Annotated in this window: 10 protein-coding genes; 5 read left to right on the top strand and 5 right to left on the bottom strand. The window is 69.3% G+C overall.

The features are described from left to right. Positions 1 to 317: 317 nt before the first annotated feature. Positions 318 to 851 (bottom strand): hypothetical protein, encoded by a 534-nt coding sequence (locus tag ACVOK1_RS17585; RefSeq protein ID WP_108769697.1) that lies wholly within the window; start codon positions 849 to 851, stop codon positions 318 to 320. Continuing rightward, positions 851 to 3292 carry a penicillin-binding protein 1B gene (gene mrcB / locus ACVOK1_RS17590; RefSeq protein ID WP_481562803.1) on the bottom strand — a complete coding sequence of 814 codons (2442 nt, stop codon included), beginning with the start codon at positions 3290 to 3292 and terminating at the stop codon, positions 851 to 853. The genes ACVOK1_RS17585 and mrcB overlap by 1 nt, the downstream gene beginning before the upstream one ends. 96 nt (positions 3293 to 3388) lie before the next feature. Between mrcB and ACVOK1_RS17595 the strand changes: the two genes are divergently transcribed. Next, the gene (locus ACVOK1_RS17595) at positions 3389 to 5488 is read left to right on the top strand and encodes a glycosyltransferase (RefSeq protein WP_481562804.1); all 2100 of its coding nucleotides are present in this window, start codon (positions 3389 to 3391) and stop codon (positions 5486 to 5488) included. On the opposite strand, the gene ACVOK1_RS17600 is transcribed toward ACVOK1_RS17595, so the two are convergent. Together ACVOK1_RS17600 and ACVOK1_RS17605 are read right to left on the bottom strand one after the other, a co-directional pair. Further along, positions 5485 to 7050, bottom strand: a complete 1566-nt coding sequence (locus tag ACVOK1_RS17600; protein WP_481562805.1) for a hypothetical protein — start codon at positions 7048 to 7050, stop codon at positions 5485 to 5487. The genes ACVOK1_RS17595 and ACVOK1_RS17600 overlap by 4 nt on opposite strands. A 30-nt stretch (positions 7051 to 7080) precedes the next feature. Beyond that, the gene (locus ACVOK1_RS17605; protein WP_481562806.1) at positions 7081 to 9240 is read right to left on the bottom strand and encodes a RelA/SpoT family protein; all 2160 of its coding nucleotides are present in this window, start codon (positions 9238 to 9240) and stop codon (positions 7081 to 7083) included. A 242-nt stretch (positions 9241 to 9482) separates the two neighbouring features. On the opposite strand from ACVOK1_RS17605, the gene pgaC reads away from it, so the two are divergent. From pgaC to ACVOK1_RS17620, 3 genes are read left to right on the top strand one after another with little or no spacing between them, the layout of a single operon-like run. Next, positions 9483 to 10739, top strand: coding sequence for a poly-beta-1,6-N-acetyl-D-glucosamine synthase (gene pgaC / locus ACVOK1_RS17610; protein WP_481562809.1), 1257 nt, complete (start codon positions 9483 to 9485; stop codon positions 10737 to 10739). After that, positions 10736 to 11188 carry a poly-beta-1,6-N-acetyl-D-glucosamine biosynthesis protein PgaD gene (pgaD, locus tag ACVOK1_RS17615; protein WP_481562807.1) on the top strand — a complete coding sequence of 151 codons (453 nt, stop codon included), beginning with the start codon at positions 10736 to 10738 and terminating at the stop codon, positions 11186 to 11188. Before pgaC ends, pgaD begins: the two co-directional genes overlap by 4 nt. A 58-nt stretch (positions 11189 to 11246) precedes the next feature. After that, positions 11247 to 11771 carry a hypothetical protein gene (locus ACVOK1_RS17620; protein WP_108769703.1) on the top strand — a complete coding sequence of 175 codons (525 nt, stop codon included), beginning with the start codon at positions 11247 to 11249 and terminating at the stop codon, positions 11769 to 11771. 47 nt (positions 11772 to 11818) lie between these two features. On the opposite strand, the gene hrpA is transcribed toward ACVOK1_RS17620, so the two are convergent. Next, complete coding sequence (gene hrpA / locus ACVOK1_RS17625; RefSeq protein ID WP_481562808.1) at positions 11819 to 15901, bottom strand: ATP-dependent RNA helicase HrpA; 4083 nt, start codon at positions 15899 to 15901, stop codon at positions 11819 to 11821. Positions 15902 to 15987: 86 nt separating this feature from the next. On the opposite strand from hrpA, the gene ACVOK1_RS17630 reads away from it, so the two are divergent. Continuing rightward, complete coding sequence (locus tag ACVOK1_RS17630; RefSeq protein WP_108753905.1) at positions 15988 to 16536, top strand: Dps family protein; 549 nt, start codon at positions 15988 to 15990, stop codon at positions 16534 to 16536. The last annotated feature ends 203 nt before the right edge of the window (positions 16537 to 16739 follow it).

The following is a 16739-nucleotide window of genomic DNA, read 5'->3' on the forward strand; positions in this document are numbered from 1 at the left end:
CCCCCCCCCCCCCGCGTCCCCGGGGGGGGGTCCGGGCTCCGAGAACATCGGGGGCTCGAGCGCTCCCCACCCCGCGCCGCCCCCCACCCTCGACAGTTTCCCGGTGGCGGATGGACGTGCTTCGTGGCGTCGCGCTTGCTCGACTGGTTTCAGAAGCGGTGGGTCGAACGGAAACAAGAAGGGGTGGGGGGCCGGTTTTTGTGGGTCAAACGCCCCCCCCCCCCCCCCCCCCCCCCCCCGGCCCACCTCGCAAGGCCAGTCGACTAACAGTCGACTCGACCGGCCAGCCACGAGGGGCTGCGCCGTTGGCTGGAAACTCAGTACCGCTTGATCCCCGGCACCGTGCACCCTTCAATCTGCGCATGCGCCGACACCGCATTCTCCTTCTCGCCCCGCGCCAGGCGCGACTGCTCGATCGTCGCCCAGTGCCGGCGGCACAGCGGCCCCGTCTTCGAACCCAGGTCCACCGCCTTGCGCGCGAACGTCTCCGCCTCGGCCCACTGCCCCTGCAGCAGCGCGATCTCCGCGCGTTCCTGCAGCACCGCCGGGTCGCCCGCCACGATCTGCAGCGCCTGGTCCAGGCTGCCAGCGGCCGCGGCCAGGTCATTGCCCTGGCGCTGGGCCAGCGCGGTCTGGCGCAGGTCTTCCACCTGCGAATCACGCAGCGGCTGCACCGACAGTTCCTTGTCGTCCGGGCCAGCGGCGGCTTCCACGTTGGCCAGGCGCTGTGCCGGCGTGGTGGTGTCCACCGGCTTGGCTGCCGGCGGCGGGCTGCTCACGCAGGCGGCCAGGGCCAGGCTCAGGCCGGTCACGGCCAGCAGCGGATACAGGGATCGAAGAGTCATCGGCATCACCGGCTGGGAGGAGGAGTGGCGGCAGCGGGCGCTGCGGCAGGTTCGGCGGCAGGGGGTTCCTGCTTGCGGTCCAGGCCGAACCAGCTGCGCCAGCCACCGCCTTCGCTTTCACCGCCCTGCTCGTCCGGCAACGCGGCCGGGGCGCAGGGGGCGTAGGCCGGCGCGTAGCCGACCACGAACGGGAAGCGGCGTGCGCCGGGACAGCCTTCATCGGTGCTGTTGGTACCGGTGGCGGCCACCGACTGCCAGTCCAGGCCCTTGTTGCTGACCTTCAGCGGCGCACTCGGCAGGCGCTGGAAGATGCCCGACCACACCCGCATCGCACCGGTGGCGCCGTAGAGGCCAGCCTGTTCGTTCTGGTCGTTGCCCATCCAGATCACCGCCAGGTGGTCGCCGGTGTAACCGGCATACCAGCTGTCGCGGCCATCGTTGGTGGTGCCGGTCTTGCCAGCCGGCTGCAGGCGGCCCAGGCCATCGGCGTTCAGGCGCTGCGCGGTGCCGCTGGCGACCACCTGCTGCAGGCCGATGCTGATAAGGTTGGCGGCAATCGAATCGCCTTCCTGGGCCGGGGCCGGGGTCTTGTCGTAGCGCTTGAGCAGCTTGCCCTGCGGGTCGAGCACGCCGCGCACCGCATGCAGCGGCTGGATCTCGCCACCGGAGGCCAGGAACTGGTACAGCTGGGCCATCGCGTACGGGCTCTGGTCGGTCGAGCCGAGGATCACCGCCGGGTTCGCCTCGGCCTTGATGCCGGCCAGCACGTGGATCAGCTGGGTCACCCGCTCCGGACCGACCTGCATGCCCATGCGCACGGTGGCCTGGTTGTAGGAGTGGGCGAGCGCGTCGATCAGCCGCACCGTACCGTGGCTTCGGTTGTCCGCGTTGCCGGGGCTCCAGTTGCGGCCGCGGCCGAGCTGCACCGTCACCGGTGAATCATCCACCCAGCTGGCCAGCGAATAACGGTCGGGCTGGGCCAGGGCCAGCAGGTACACGAAGGGCTTCAGCAGCGAACCGACCGGGCGCTGTGCCTCGATGGCACGGTTGAAGCCGACCTCGGAGACTTCGCGGCTGCCGATCACCGCCACCACGTCGCCGTTGTGCACGTCGGTCATCACCATGCCCGCCTGCAGCTCGGGGCGACGCTTGCTCTCCAGCGACTTGATGGTGCGGGTGACCGCGCCTTCGGCGTAGGCCTGCGCGGACGGCGACATGCCGCTCATCACGCTCAGCCCGGCGCCCTGCAGGGCCGATTCGGGGTAGTCATGGCCAAGCTGACGACGCACCAGGTCGACATAGGCGGGGAAGCGGTTGGCCGCCACCAGGCCCGGGCTCTTGGGCACGCCCAGCGGCGCCTTCAGCGCGCGCTGGTACTCGGCGTCGTCGATCAGGGTTGCTTCGTGCAGCTTGCCCAGCACGAAGTTGCGGCGGTCGGTCGCGCGCTCCGGGTTGCGCCGCGGGTCGTAGTAGGACGGGCCCTTGACCAGGCCGATCAGCAGCGCGATGTGCTCGGTGTCCAGCGAAGACAGGTCGCGACCGAACCAGAACTCGGCGCCGGAGGACATGCCGTGGATCGCCTGGCTGCCGCGCTGGCCGAGGTACACCTGGTTGAGGTAGGCCTCGAAAATGGTGCGCTTGTCGTAGCGCGCTTCCATGATCAGCGCGTACAGCACTTCATTGAACTTGCGGGTGAGGGTCTGTTCCTTGCCGATGCCGAGCAGGCCGCTGCGGGCCAGCTGCTGGGTCAGCGTGGACGCGCCCTGGCGGCTCTGGCCACCGGAACGGATGGTCACCCACACCGCGCGCGCGATGCCGGACAGGTCGATGCCGTGGTGGCGGTTGAAGTCCTTGTCCTCCACCGCCTGCAGGCCGGTCACCAGCAGGTCCGGCGCTTCGTTCATGCGGATCAGGCGGCGCTCTTCCTGCTTCTGCCCGTACAGCGTGGCGATGCGCGCCGGATCCAGGCGGGCGGCCTTCAGTGCCTTGCGCGAATCGGGATCACGCAGCGACGCGATGCTGCCGCCGGACAGCGACAGTTCCACGCGCCTGGCAGCGACGTGGCCATCGACATCGTTGTAGCCGCGGCTGGAAATGGTGAATCGCCCGCCCTGCACCGCATAGGTGGCCGGGTCCTTGCCCTGGCCATCATCGCGGTAGGCCGAGGCGGCCAGTTCGGTCTTCAGCGTGGCCGCGTCCATGGCCTTGCCTGGCACCAGCACCAGCGGGCGCGCGTAGACACGCGTCGGAATCTGCCAGCGCAGTTCGCCAAAACGCTGGGTGACCTGTTGGTTCAGGTACAGCGTATAGGGAATGAGGAAACCCAGTCCCAACGCGACTGCCGCCATGGTCCAGGTGATCAACCGGCGGCGCCACAGGGGACCGGAGTCCTGCTGGTCGTCGTCGTCGAAATCATCGATGTCGTCGGAATCGTAGCGTCGGGGCACGGGAATGCGAGAATGTAGGGTCAGGCGAGTCTACCCCAGCCACCGTGGCTGGCGGATTCCCCCGTGTTCCCCCGCTTAAGCTGGAGTTGCAACCGGATGGCGATGTCTTTGGCCGAAATCCGCTACCTGATCAATCGCCTGACGGGCCTGGCCCGGCGCAGCCTGGCCAGCCTGCGGACCCGCGGCTGGCGGGCCACCTGGCAGCGCATCCGGGTGCACAGCCAGCGCGCCGTGCCGGCCCCGCGTGCCCCGCTGTACCTGCCGGCCACACAGGCGTTCGCGCCGTTCAGCGTGCCTTTCAGCGAATCGCCCGTGGTGAGCATCATCATCCCGGTCTACAACCACGCCGATCACACCCTGGCCTGCCTGCGGGCGCTGGCCGCGCATCCGCCGGCGGCCGCCTGCGAGATCCTGGTGGTCGACGACGGCAGCAGCGACGCCACCGTGCAGTGGATGCCGCAGATCGCCGGCCTGCGTTACGAGGTGCGTGAGCGCAACGGCGGTTTCATCGACGCCTGCAATGACGGCGTGGAGCGCGCGCGCGGCCAGTACGTGGTGCTGCTGAACAACGATACGGTGCCGCAGCCGGGCTGGCTGGACGCCCTGCTGGACACCTTCACTGCGGTGCCGGAGGCCGGCCTGGTCGGCAGCCAGCTGCTCTATCCCGATGGCCGCCTGCAGGAATCGGGCGGGGTGATCTTCGCCGACGGCAGTGGCTGGAGCTATGGCCGCTTCGAGGCTGCCGACGACCCGCGCTATGCCAGCCTGCGCGACGTGGACTACTGCTCGGGTGCGGCGCTGATGTTGCCGCGAGGGCTTTGGCAGCAGCTCGGCGGCTTCGATACCCGCTACCGGCCGGCCTACTACGAAGACACCGACCTGGCCTTCAGCGTGCGGGCGCTGGGCCGCCGCGTGCTGGTGCAGCCGGCCAGCCGGGTCATCCACGATGAAGGCACCAGCAACGGCACCGATACCGGCAGCGGGGTGAAGGCCTACCAGATGCGCAACCAGGGCATCTTTGCTGCCAAGTGGGCCACCGAACTGGCGCGCCACCCGGCCGTGGGCGAAGTGCCCTCGCCCGCCCTGCTGTACCGCGGCCGCCGCCAGGTGCTGATCCTGGACGAGGAAGTGCCGCGCCCGGAGCGCGATTCGGCCTCGCTGCGCCAGGTCAACCTGATCCGCCTGCTGCTGCAGGCCGGGGCCCACGCGGTGTTCGTGCCGACCCGGCGCGAGCACGGCGGCGCGGCCACCGAAGCCCTGCAGCGGATGGGCGTGGAAGTCTGGTACGCACCGTTCATCGAGGGCGTGGCCGGCTGGCTGCGCAGCCACGGTGCACGCTTCGACGTGGCCCTGCTGGTACGCCACCACGTGGCCAACGAATGCCTGCCCCTGCTCAAGCGCTACGCGCCGCAGGCACGCACCGTGTTCGACACGGTGGACCTGCACTACCTGCGCGAGCGTCGCGGCGCCGAAGTGGCCGGTGATGCCGGCCTGCTGCGTGCGGCCGAACGCACCCGCAGCAGCGAACTGGCGGTGATGGAGCAGTGCGATGTCACCGTGCTGGTCAGTGCCGCCGAGCGCGAACAGCTGCAGGCCGATGCACCGCGCGTACGGGTGGAACTGATCTCCAACCTGCATGAAGTGGCCGGCGCGGGCGCGCCGTATGCACAGCGCCACGATCTGGTATTCGTCGGTGGTTTCCGCCACCCGCCGAACCTGGATGCGATGGAATGGTTCATCGGCGAGGTCTTCGCCGGCATCCGCGCGCAGCTGCCGCAGGTGCGCCTGCACTGCATCGGCGCGGCCGCGCCGGACAGCCTGCTGGCGCTGGCCGCCGGCCAGCCCGGGGTGGAGATGCACGGCTTCGTCGAGGACATCGTGCCGTACATGGACGGTGCGCGCATCGCCATTGCCCCGCTGCGCTTCGGCGCCGGGGTGAAGGGCAAGATCAACCTGAGCATGGCCCATGGCCAGCCGGTGGTCGGCACCACGTGCGCGGTGGAAGGCATGCACCTGCAGCCGGGCCAGGACGTGCTGGTGGCCGATGACGCCGCCACGTTCGCGGCCGAGGTCGTGCGCCTCTACCAGGACCCGCAGCTGTGGCAGCAGCTGTCCGATGCGGGCCTGGCCAACGTCGCCCAGCACTTCTCGCTGGATGCGGCGCGGGCCACCGTGCAGCGGGTGTTCTTCGACTAATCCAGCCGCCCGCCGGCCTGCCGCAGGCGCTGCTCGAACGCAGCCAGCTCCGGCAGGTCCGGCTGCAGCTGGCGCACCTGGTCGACGGCGGCCGCGGCGAAGGCCACGTCGCCGCGGCCCAACCGCTCGCTGCCGATGGCCAGCCAGCGCTGTGCCAGCCGCACCCGTGCCGACGGCAGGCCCGCCGCGGTCGGCGCCAGGGTCTGCCAGGCCTGCAGGCAGGCGCCCGCGGCCTGCACCCGGTTCTGCCGCAGGTTGTCATCGAAACACTGCCGGCTGGCCGGCAGCAGGCGCGCCGCAGCCGCCCTCACCCGTGCATCGCGCGGCGCCAGCGCCTGTGCCTCACGCAGCGCGTCGAACGCGCTGTGCCCGGGCGGGCTGATCCAGCGTCCTTCGCGCTCGGCGCGATCGATCTGGCGCAGGTGATCACGCAGTTTCCGCTCGCGCTGGGCCGTGCTCAATACCGGCTGCTGCTGTGCCTGCCGCGCGTGCTGGGCGCGCTGGATGCGTTGCGCAGCCTGCTGCAATGCCGCCTGCGATGCGCCGAGTGCAGCGGCACGCGCACGGTCGGTCTCGGCCGCTTCGAACTGGAAATCGGCGGCTTGGCGCTGGCTGCGTGCCAGCAGCGCCTGCGCCGTCTGTTCGCGGCCGCGCAATGCATTGGGATCATCGGGCGCCACTGCCAGCACGGCGTCGAAGGCGTTGGCCGCGGCGTCCAGCGTCTGCTGCTGCAGCGCACGCTGGCCCTGCCGCAGGCGCTGGTCGACCGCGCGCGCCAGCGCTTCCTGGCTGGCCGGCAGATCGCTGTGACCGGCATCGAACTGGCGTGCACGCTGCAGCAGGGTTGCAGTCTGCGCCAGCTCGCCGCGTGCAGCCAGCGCGCGTGCGCGCTGCAGCAGGTCGCTCAGGGCATCCTCGCGCCCTTCCAGCGCCGGCAGGTTGTCCGGCTGCAGGGCCAGGATGCGCTGGAACAGCGGCAGCGCACTGCTGTCGCCCTCATCCAGGCGGCCGGCCGCGAAGGCATTGCGCGCCTGCGCCAGCAATGCGCCGATCCCCGCGCCCGCACTGCGCCGTGCCTGCAGCTGCCGCGCGACGGCATCGGCCTGGCCCTGCGGCACCTGCAGTTCGCGGGCCAGCGCGAGCGCCTGCGCGCTTCCGTCGAGATCATCGGCCTGCAGCCGCTCATGCGCCTGCCGCAGCGCCGCCACGCCGGTGCTTGCCAGCCCCTGTCGCGCCTGCAGGCGATCATTGTCGAGGGCCAGCGCGGCCTGGTAGCGTTCGCGGGCACCGCTGCCATCGGCCGCGGTCAGCCGCCCCGCGGCCAGCGCGCGATCGCCCTCGGCCAGCAGCTGTTCAATCTGCGGTTCGTCCCAGAACCAGTCGGCCAGCGGCTTGCGCAGCAGCACCAGCGCCACGAACACCACCACCGCCGCCAGCAGTGTCCAGCGCCAGACCCGGCGTGCGTGGCGTGCCTGCAGCCACCACCAGCGGCCCTCGCGGCGAACGCGGTCCAGCGCGGGGTGGTCGGCGCCGTGGCGGCGATGCGGGGGCTCGCGTTCCATGCGTGCAGGGTAGCCGGGGCAGCGTGAAGCTCAGCCCAGACGACGCGCCTCGCTCACGCCCGGCAGTGCATCCAGCTTGCCCAGCAGGTTCGACAGCTGGCCGTAATCGCTCACCTTCAGGCGCAGGCGCAGGTGCGCGCGGCCGCTGTTGCGCACGTTGCCACTGTGGATATCGAGCACGTACGCGTCTTCCTGTGCGATCAGGTTGGTGATGTCCTTCAGCAGCCAGCGGCGGTCGACCGCGTCGACCACCACGTCCACTTCGTAACCGTTGCCGGCCTGGCCCCATTCCACCGGCAGGATGCGCTGCGGGCTGGCGGCGGACAGGCGCGCCAGCGACGCGCAGTCTGCACGATGCACAGTGACACCCCGGCTGCGGGTCAGGTAACCGACGATGGGCTCGCCGGCCACCGGCTGACAGCAGCGCGCCAGCTGCACCAGCAGGTTGCCGACGCCCTGCACGGTGAATTTGGATTTGCCCAGGTTCTCGCGGCGCGCGGTCGGCCGCGGCAGGGTCGGCGCGGGCGCCGGCTGGCTCGCCGAACGCTCGGCTTCCAGCAGCGCACGACTGACCTGGTTGGGCCCGGTATCGCCCAGCGCCACCTGGATGTACAGGTCGTCGACGCTGTCGGCATGGAATTTCTTCGCGGCCGCGGCCAGGTCCGAATGCTGCAGGCCCAGCCGCTTCAGTTCGCGCTCCAGCAGCTCGCGGCCGGCCTGCACGTTGCGCGCGCGGTCCAGCTTGTGGAACCAGCTGCGCACCTTTTCGCGCGAACGGTTGCTGGCCAGGAAGCCCAGCGCCGGCATCAGCCAGTCGCGGCGCGGGTCGGCCTCCTTGCCGGTCAGGATCTCCACCCGGTCGCCGCTGCGCAGCCGGTAGGTGAGCGGCACGATGCGGCCGTTGACCTTGGCGCCACGGCAGCGGTGGCCGACCATGGTGTGCACCTGGTAGGCGAAATCGAGCGGGGTGGCGCCCTGCGGCAGGTCCAGCACCTCGTCCTTCGGGCTCAGTGCGTAGACCCGGTCTTCGGTCAGCTCGGCATCGAGCGCGCCGGCCAGTTCGTTGCCCTGCCCGTCCTGCGCCTGCTCCAGCAGCTGGCGCATCCAGGTGATCTTGCGATCGAAGGCCTTCTCGGCGCCCTTGCTGCCTTCCTTGTACTTCCAGTGCGCGGCCACGCCCAGCTCGGCCTGCGCATGCATGTCGTGGGTACGGATCTGCACTTCGATGGTGCGCCCTTCCGGGCCGACCACGGCGGTGTGCAGCGAACGGTAATCGTTGGCCTTGGGGCGGGCGATGTAATCGTCGAACTCACTGGGCACCGGCGCCCACAGCGCATGCACCACGCCCAGCGCGGCGTAGCAGGCGGCCACGTCGTCGACCATCACCCGCACCGCACGGATGTCATACAGCTGGTCGAAGGCCAGCCGCTTCTTCTGCATCTTCCGCCAGATGCTGTAGATGTGCTTCGGCCGCCCGCTCACTTCGGCATGGATGCCCTGTGCGGCCAGCTCGCGCGACAGCGTCTTCTTGACGTGCTCGACGTAGCGCTCGCGGGCGATGCGCGTCTCGTCCACCTCGCGTGCGATGCGGCGGTAGGTGTCCGGCTCCAGGTGGCGGAACGCCAGGTCTTCCAGTTCCCACTTCAACTGCCAGATGCCCAGGCGGTTGGCCAGCGGGGCATGGATGTCACGGGTCAGCTGGGCCAGTGCGCGACGCTGCTCTTCGTCGAGCTTGTCGGCTGCACGCATGCGTGCCAGCTGGCGGGCCAGCAGGATCGGCACCACCCGCAGGTCGTGGATGATGGCCAGCAGCAGGCGGCGCAGGCCTTCGCTGTTGCGCCCCGCCTCGCGGCCAGCATGCAGCGCCCAGACCGGGTCGGCAGCGTCCTGGCCGTCGAGCAGGCCGATCACCGCCGTCTTGTGGCCGCCCATCGGCAATGTGTCCAGGTGCGCGCGCAGGCCCGGCAGGTCGAACAGCAGCGCAGCAAGCACCGCGCCTTCGTCGGCCGACAGCAGGGCCAGCGCATCCAGCGTATCGGCCAGCACCGACCAGCTGCTGCCGCGCATCTCGTGCGAGGTATCGGCAGCTTCCCACAGCTGCAGCAGGGCTTCGCGCAGCGGCGCGGGCAGCACCGCCGCCGCAGGGCGGTTCAACAAGGCTTCCAGGCCGGGGACAGACGCGCGGTTCACAGCAGTCGGACATCAAAGACAGAGGGCTCTACGGTAACGCTCCGCCCGTTCAGGAACAATCGCCAAGGCCACCATCGGCGCTCATGTGTTCATGCCGGCACCTGACGGTGGCGGCAGGCGCGGCACCTGCTTCCTGACTGGATGGTTCAGGGAACCACATCGGGTTTACAAACGGCGCGGCATGGTCGAGGCCGCTGCGGTGGTGTTCCGCAGCATGCCTGCGGGGAGTGCCGATGTCGTGGATGGAAAACGTTTCACTCGTCACGCTGCTGTTCAATTTCGCCTTCTTCTATCCGGTGGTGATGGCCTTCTTCTGGATGGTCGGCGGCATCTACTACTACCTGCGCCGCGAACGCGGTGCGCCGCGCCCTGACGCGCCGCCGCCACTGCGCAGCCAGCCGCCGGTCAGCGTACTGGTGCCCTGTTTCAACGAAGCCACCCACATCGCCGACACGATCCACGCGATCGCCGCGCAGGTGTATCCACGGCTGGAAATCATCGCCATCAACGATGGCAGCAGCGACGCCAGCGGTACGGTGCTGGAGGGCCTGCTGCCGCAGTACCCGAACCTGCGCGTGGTGCACCTGGAAGAAAACCAGGGCAAGGCCAACGCACTGCGCATCGGCGCACTGGCGGCGCGCTCGGAATACCTGGTCTGCGTCGATGCCGATGTGCTGCTGGACCCGCATGCCACGCGCTGGATGGTCGGCCACCTGGTCGACGGCCGACGCGTGGGCGCGGTCACCGGCAACCCGCGCGTGCGCAACCGCACCACCCTGCTGGCACGCATGCAGGTGGGCGAGTTCTCCGCCATCATCGGCCTGATCAAGCGCGCCCAGCGCGGGTATGGCCGGTTGTTCACCCTGTCCGGCGCCATCTGCGCGTTCCGCCGCACTGCGCTGCACCGGGTCGGCTTCTGGAACGACCGCATGGTCACCGAGGACATCGACATCTCCTGGCGCCTGCAGCTGGATGGCTGGGATATCCGCTACGAACCCAATGCGCTGAGCTGGGTGCTGATGCCCGAGACCCTGCGCGGGCTGTGGCGGCAGCGCCTGCGCTGGGCCCGCGGCGGCGTGGAAGTGCTGCTGCAGCACGGCCGCAAGGTGCTGTCCTGGCGCCGGCGGCGGATGTGGGGCGTACTGCTGGAATATGCGCTGAGCCTGGCGTGGGCCTACACCATGCTGGTCATCGTGCTGCTGTGGCTGCTGGGCAAGGTGATGCCGCTGCCGCGCGCCCTGTACGTGGATACCCTGCTGCCGCGCTGGCATGGCGTGATGCTGGCCCTGTTGTGCCTGCTGCAGTTCGGTACCAGCCTGCTGATCGAACGCCGCTACGAACGCGGCCTGGCGCGCCAGTTCTACTGGGTCATCTGGTACCCGCTCGCCTTCTGGACCATCGGCATGGCCGCCGCGGTTGTGGCCCTGCCGCGCACCCTGCTTTCCTGGCGGCAACAACGCCGCGCACGCTGGATCAGCCCGGACCGAGGGGTTTCATGACGCCACGACCTGTCATCGTCCGTCCCGAGCGCCTGGGACGGCAGAAACGTTTCCTGCAGCGCGCAGCCACCCTGCTGGCCTGGTCGGCCTACGCCTGGCTGTGGGTGCCGCTGGTCACGCTAGTTGCCTGGGTGGTCGGCATCCACGCCGGCTGGGAACGCCTGTACCTGCAGCGCAATGCGGTCGACCCCTTCATCCTGGCCTCACTGCCGATCATCGCCCTGCTGTGCGGGCTGCTGCTGATCGGCTGGGCCGAGTACAACCGCGCCCGGTTTGCCGATGCCGACCGCCGCCTGCGTCGTTCGGACGTGGCGGATGCCGCGGTGCAGGTCCGGCTGCAGGCGCCGCCGCAGGTGATGCACACCCTGCGCCGGCACCGGGTGGTGACCGTGCGCATGGATGAGCAGGCCCGGCCGGTCAGCGCCTGGCGGTCGCAGCGCACGCCCTAGGGCAGGTGCCGCGTCGCCTGCGCTGCTCTACACTCGGGCCACATCCAGGAGAAACGCCATGCCCCTGCGTCTGCTGCGCCCGCTGTGTGTCGCCCTCGTTCTGTGCACCGTTGCGTTGCCGGCCCTGGCCCAGCGCGTTGTCGATGGCGATCTGCAGCAGCAGATGAGCCCGCAGGAGTTCAAGGCCGCCGGACTGGACAAACTCAGCGCCACCGAACTGGCCACGCTCAACCGCTGGCTGCAGGGCAAGGTCGAAGCAGCCACCACCGAAGCCGTGGCCGCCGTGCGCGAAGAAGCGCGCGAGGAAGGCCGCCAGGAAGTGATCGTCAAGAACCGCGGCTTCTTCGATTTCGGCAGCAAGGAGCCGATCACCGGCGTGCTGGAGGGCGAGTTCCGCGGCTTCGGCAAGGGCCGCATCTATACCCTGGACAATGGCCAGACCTGGGAACAGACCGATGCCACCACCCTGGCCGGCGTCCGCAAGACGTCGCCGAAGGTCAGCATGAACCCCGGTCTGCTGGGCGTCTGGTACATGAAGGTGGAAGGCGTGAACACCCAGGCGAAGGTCCGCCGCACCAAATAACGTTTCGACCCACCCGATGACGCCGGGCATCGCCCGGCGCCATCGCGTTACAGCTGGCGCAGCGCGGTCACCCGCTGTGCCAGTTTCTTCGCCGAGATGCCGGTGCGCGCACCCAGCTCCTGTGCGAACAGCGAGACCCGCAGTTCCTCCAGGTCCCAACGCAGCGCCTGCCACTGCGGACGCTCGCGCAGGCCCTGCGCATCTCCTTCGCGCAGCGCATCCAGGAACGGCGTCAGTTCCAGCATGCGCGCCTGGTCGCGCGGCGGATCGCGCTTGGCGCGTTCGGTACGCAGGATCATCGCCTTCAGGTAGCGCGGATACTGCGCCAGCGCATCGGCCGGCGTATCGCGCAGGAACCCCGGGTGGATCAGGCCGACCAGCTGCGCTTCCATGTCATCCAGGTTGCCGCGCGCCCAGCCCATCAGCGGCGCTTCCAGCAGCGGCTTCAGTTCGGCCACCAGCGCCAGAATGGTCTCGGCCAGCTTCAACCGCGACATCGCCTCGCCGAACAGCGCCTTGGCCGCATGGTCGCGACGCTGCTCGAAGGCCGCTGCATCGCGGATGTCTTCCAGGCCTTCGGCCAGCACCGCGTTCATCGCCGCATCGACCAGATCGCCACGCAGGCGTTCCTGCGATTCGATGGCCGCGTACAGCAGGCCGGTCTTGGGGGCCACCGGCAGCTGCTTGCGTGCCTGCTTCACCTTCTCCGCGAGGGCGATCTCCAGCAAGCGGCGCACGCCCAGCGGATGGGCCTCCTGCGCCTGCTGGCGGTCGGCGAAGATGCGCAGCGCCACGCTGTCACCCTCGTCCAGCAGCGCCGGGTACGCGGGCACGCCGGCTTCGCCGGGCACCTGCAGCGGAATCGGCGTCGCCGGGAACGTACGCAGCCCGTCGGCCGCCATTTCGCGACCGGCACGCGCAGCGAAGGCATCGCCGGCACGGCCACCGAACTTCGCACGCAGCGCATCGAGGTCACGCGAGGTCGCCAGCACCTTGCCTTGCTCGTCGCGCAGGCGCAGGTTCATGTGCAGGTGCGGTTCGATCGAACCCGGCTCGAAATCGAGCGCCGTCACCGTTGCACCGGTCGCGCGTGACAGGAAGCGCGCCAGCTCACCGGTGATGGCATCGGCGCTGGGCTGCGGGAACGCCTCGAAGAAGGCGCGGCCGAAGTCCGGTGCCGGCACGTAGTTGCGGCGCATCGCCTTGGGCAGGCTGCGGATCAGCGCCGAAGCCTTGTCGGCCACGAAGCCCGGCGCCAGCCAGCCCAGCTGCACCGGGTCCAATGCGTTCAGCAGGTGCAGCGGCACGTCCAGGGTCACGCCGTCATCGTCGGCACCCGGCTCGAAGCGGTAGTGCAGCGGCAGCCGCGCCTGGCCCAGCGGCAGGTACTTGGGGTAACGCTCCTGCTCGCTGCCCTCACCCGGCAGCAGGTCGACCAGCGACCAGTGCAGGGTCCTGCGCTGTTCCGGCGGCAGCGCCTTCCACCAGGTGTCCAGGCCGGCGGCCGAATGGATCTGCGGCGGTACGCGGTCCAGGTACCAGCGCGCCTGCCAGTCCTCGTCGGCGACGATGCCGGCCCGGCGCAGCTTGGCCTCCTCCTCGCGGGCCAGCTCCAGCACCTTCTGGTTGTCGGCCACGAAGCTGGCGCGGGTATTGATCTCGCCGGTCACCAGGGCCTGGCGCACGAAGATGTCATGCGCCTCGCCGGGTTCGATGCGGCCGTAGTGCACCGGCTTCTTCGGTGCCAGCACCAGGCCGAACAGGCTGATCTGCTCGGAGGCCAACACCTGGCCCTGCGCGCGCGACCAGTGCGGGTCGAAGTGCTTGCGCAGCAGCAGGTGCGGCAGCTCGGCAATCACCCAGTCCGGCTCGATCGCGGCCAGGGTCATGCCCCAGACCTTCTGCGTGTCCAGCAGGTTGGCCACCAGCAGCCACGGCGGCGGACGCTTGGACAGCGCCGAGCCCGGGAACGGCAGGAAGCGGCGCTGGCGCGGCGCCTGGAAATCACCCTTCTCGGTGCGATGGCCGATCTGCGTCGGCAGGCCCGCCACCAGTGCACGGTGCAGGGTCTGGTAGGCGGCCGCGCGCACGCGCTCGCTGAAGCCACCACCGGCCGGCGTCTGTTCCTTCTGCGCGCGCACGGCCACGGGGGCCGGTGCGGCTTCGGCCTTGCCTTCGCGGGCCAGGCGCGCGGCGCGGTGCAGCTGGCCACGGGTGGCCTTCACTGCCGCTGCATCATCACGCGCCGGGGCCGGCGCACTGCTGCCGGCCAGCAGCGGTGCCATCGAGGCCTCGGTGGCTTCTTCCTTCCAGCCCAGTTCCTCGCACAGCAAGCGCAGCTGGCGATGCAGCTCGCGCCACTCGCGCATGCGCAGGAAACCGAGGAAATGGCGCCCGCACCAGTCGCGCAGCTTGGACTGGGTCAGGTCTTCGTGGGCCTGCCGGTAGCCATCCCACAGGCGCAGCACGCCAACGAACTCCGAGCGCCCATCGGCAAACTGCGCATGCGCGCTGTCGGCCGCGCCGCGCGCTTCGGGCGGGCGTTCGCGCGGGTCCTGGATGCCCAGGAACGAGGCGATCACCAGCATCGGCCGCAGGCAGCCAGCAGCCTGCGCAGCCACCAGCATGCGCGCCAGTTTCACGTCCACCGGCAGGCGGGCCATCTGCTTGCCGATGGTGGTCATTCGCCGCTCGGCATCGATCGCGCCCAGCTCGGTCAGCTGCTGCCAGCCATCGGCCACCGCGCGCTCATCCGGCGCTTCCAGGAACGGGAACTCCTCGATGCGGCCCAGGCCCAGCTGCAGCATGCGCAGGATCACCCCGGCCAGGCTGGAGCGGCGGATTTCCGGATCGGTGAACTCCGGCCGCGCCTGGAAATCAGCCTCGGCGTACAGGCGGTAGCAGATGCCCTCGGCGATGCGGCCGCAGCGGCCCTTGCGCTGGTTGGCGCTGGCCTGCGAGATCGGCTCGATGTGCAGGCGGTCCAGCTTGTTGCGCGGGCTGTAGCGCTTGACGCGGGCGAAACCCGGATCGACCACGTAGCGGATGCGCGGCACCGTCAGCGAGGTTTCGGCCACGTTGGTGGCCAGCACGATGCGCCGGTTCGGGCCCGGATTGAACACCCGGTCCTGGTCCTGGTTGGACAGCCGCGCATACAGCGGCAGCACCTCGGTATTGCGGTACTTGCGGCGCTCCAGCGACTGGTGCGCATCGCGGATCTCGCGTTCGCCGGGCAGGAAGATCAGCACGTCGCCGCGCGAATCCAGGCGGGTGATCTCGTCGATGGCCGACACGATGGCGTCGTTGACGGTGCGCTCGCCCTGTTCTTCGCCCTCGCCTTCCAGCGCGCGGTAACGCACTTCCACCGGGTAGGTGCGGCCTTCCACGCTGATCACCGGCGCATTGTCGAAATGCTGGGCGAAGCGTTCGGTATCGATGGTGGCCGAAGTCACGATCAGCTTCAGGTCCGGGCGCTTGCGCAGCAGCTGCTTCAGGTAGCCCAGCAGGAAGTCGATGTTGAGGCTGCGTTCGTGCGCCTCGTCGACGATGATCGTGTCGTAGTTCGACAGCCAGCGGTCACTGGCGATCTCCGCCAGCAGGATGCCGTCGGTCATGAACTTGATGCGGCTCTCTTCGCTGACCTTGTCGTTGAAGCGCACCTGGTAGCCGACCAGCTGGCCCAGTTCGCTCTGCAGTTCCTGCGCCACGCGGCTGGCCACCGCACGTGCGGCAATCCGTCGCGGCTGGGTGCAGCCGATCATGCCGGCCTGGCCACGGCCCGCGGCCAGGCACAGTTTCGGCAGCTGGGTGGTCTTGCCCGAGCCGGTTTCACCGGCGATCACCACCACCTGGTGGTCGCGGATCAGGCCGATGATCGCCTCGGCTTCACGCGCAATCGGCAGCTGCGGGTCCAGAGTAATGGCCGGCTGCTGTTGCGCCCGCACCTGTCGGCGCTGCACCGACGCCTGCAAGGCCTGCTCGAAGGTAGCGGCCAGCGCCGCATCCTGCGGCTTGGCCTGGCAACGCGAGAGCATTCCCAGCAAACGGCCCCGGTCGCGGCTCATGGCGCCGTCGATGGCGGCACGCTGTTGGCGCAGGCGGGGTGACGGATTTTTATCGATAGCGTTCATCAATCGGTTCGTTCAAAACTTTGAAAGCGACCAGTCATCGAGACTGATTTACTGTGAAGGCCAACGATTCCACAAGGAGGAACCCCATGGCGAAGACCAAGAGCACGACCAAGCCCAAGACCGGCAAGCAGAAGCTTGCAGCGGCGGCACCGTCGGCACCCAACATCGATATCGGGATCACCCAGGGCAACCGCAAGAAGATCGCCGACGGTCTGTCGCGGTTCCAGGCGGACGCGTTCACGCTTTACCTGAAGACCCACAACTTCCACTGGAACGTGACCGGGTCGATGTTCAACTCGCTGCACACCATGTTCGAGACGCAGTACACCGAGCAGTGGGCGGCGCTTGACGATGTGGCCGAACGTATCCGTGCGCTGGGTTTCAATGCCCCGGGCTCCTACCGGGAATTTGCTGCGCTGACCTCGATCGCCGAGGAGCCGGGCCTGACCGACAGTGCGGACTGGCGGGAAATGGTACGCCAGTTGGTGGTCGCCAACGAAGCGGTCTGCCGTACGGCGCGTGAAGTGCTGGATGTGGCGGACGATGCCGACGACGCCCCGACCGAGGATCTGATGACCCAGCGCCTGCAGACCCACGAAAAGTACGCGTGGATGCTGCGTTCCCTGCTCCAGTAAGGATTGAGGGGGGTTCGGCAGGGCTTGCAGCCCTGCGCCTGCCGAAGCGGTAGTGCCGGCCGCTGGCCGGCAACTTCAACGTCAAAGGCTGGTTTCCTGAGGGTTGGCGGGGTGGGTGCCGGTTAGTGGGGCGGCCGGGTACCCAACAATTGGGGTGTTGAGCCCCCAAACAACCCCGCCCCCCCCCCCAACCCGACCCCCCC

Source organism: Stenotrophomonas sp. STEN087, assembly GCF_056759115.1.

Excerpts from the sequence above, each read along its gene's own strand:
- ACVOK1_RS17620 (WP_108769703.1), top strand. The coding sequence starts at position 11,247 with ATGCCCCTGCGTCTGCTGCGCCCGCTGTGTGTCGCCCTCGTTCTGTGC.
- pgaC (WP_481562809.1), top strand. The coding sequence starts at position 9,483 with ATGGAAAACGTTTCACTCGTCACGCTGCTGTTCAATTTCGCCTTCTTC.
- ACVOK1_RS17630 (WP_108753905.1), top strand. The coding sequence starts at position 15,988 with ATGGCGAAGACCAAGAGCACGACCAAGCCCAAGACCGGCAAGCAGAAG.
- ACVOK1_RS17585 (WP_108769697.1), bottom strand. The coding sequence starts at position 851 with ATGCCGATGACTCTTCGATCCCTGTATCCGCTGCTGGCCGTGACCGGC.
- ACVOK1_RS17595 (WP_481562804.1), top strand. The coding sequence starts at position 3,389 with ATGGCGATGTCTTTGGCCGAAATCCGCTACCTGATCAATCGCCTGACG.
- hrpA (WP_481562808.1), bottom strand. The coding sequence starts at position 15,901 with ATGAACGCTATCGATAAAAATCCGTCACCCCGCCTGCGCCAACAGCGT.
- pgaD (WP_481562807.1), top strand. The coding sequence starts at position 10,736 with ATGACGCCACGACCTGTCATCGTCCGTCCCGAGCGCCTGGGACGGCAG.
- ACVOK1_RS17600 (WP_481562805.1), bottom strand. The coding sequence starts at position 7,050 with ATGGAACGCGAGCCCCCGCATCGCCGCCACGGCGCCGACCACCCCGCG.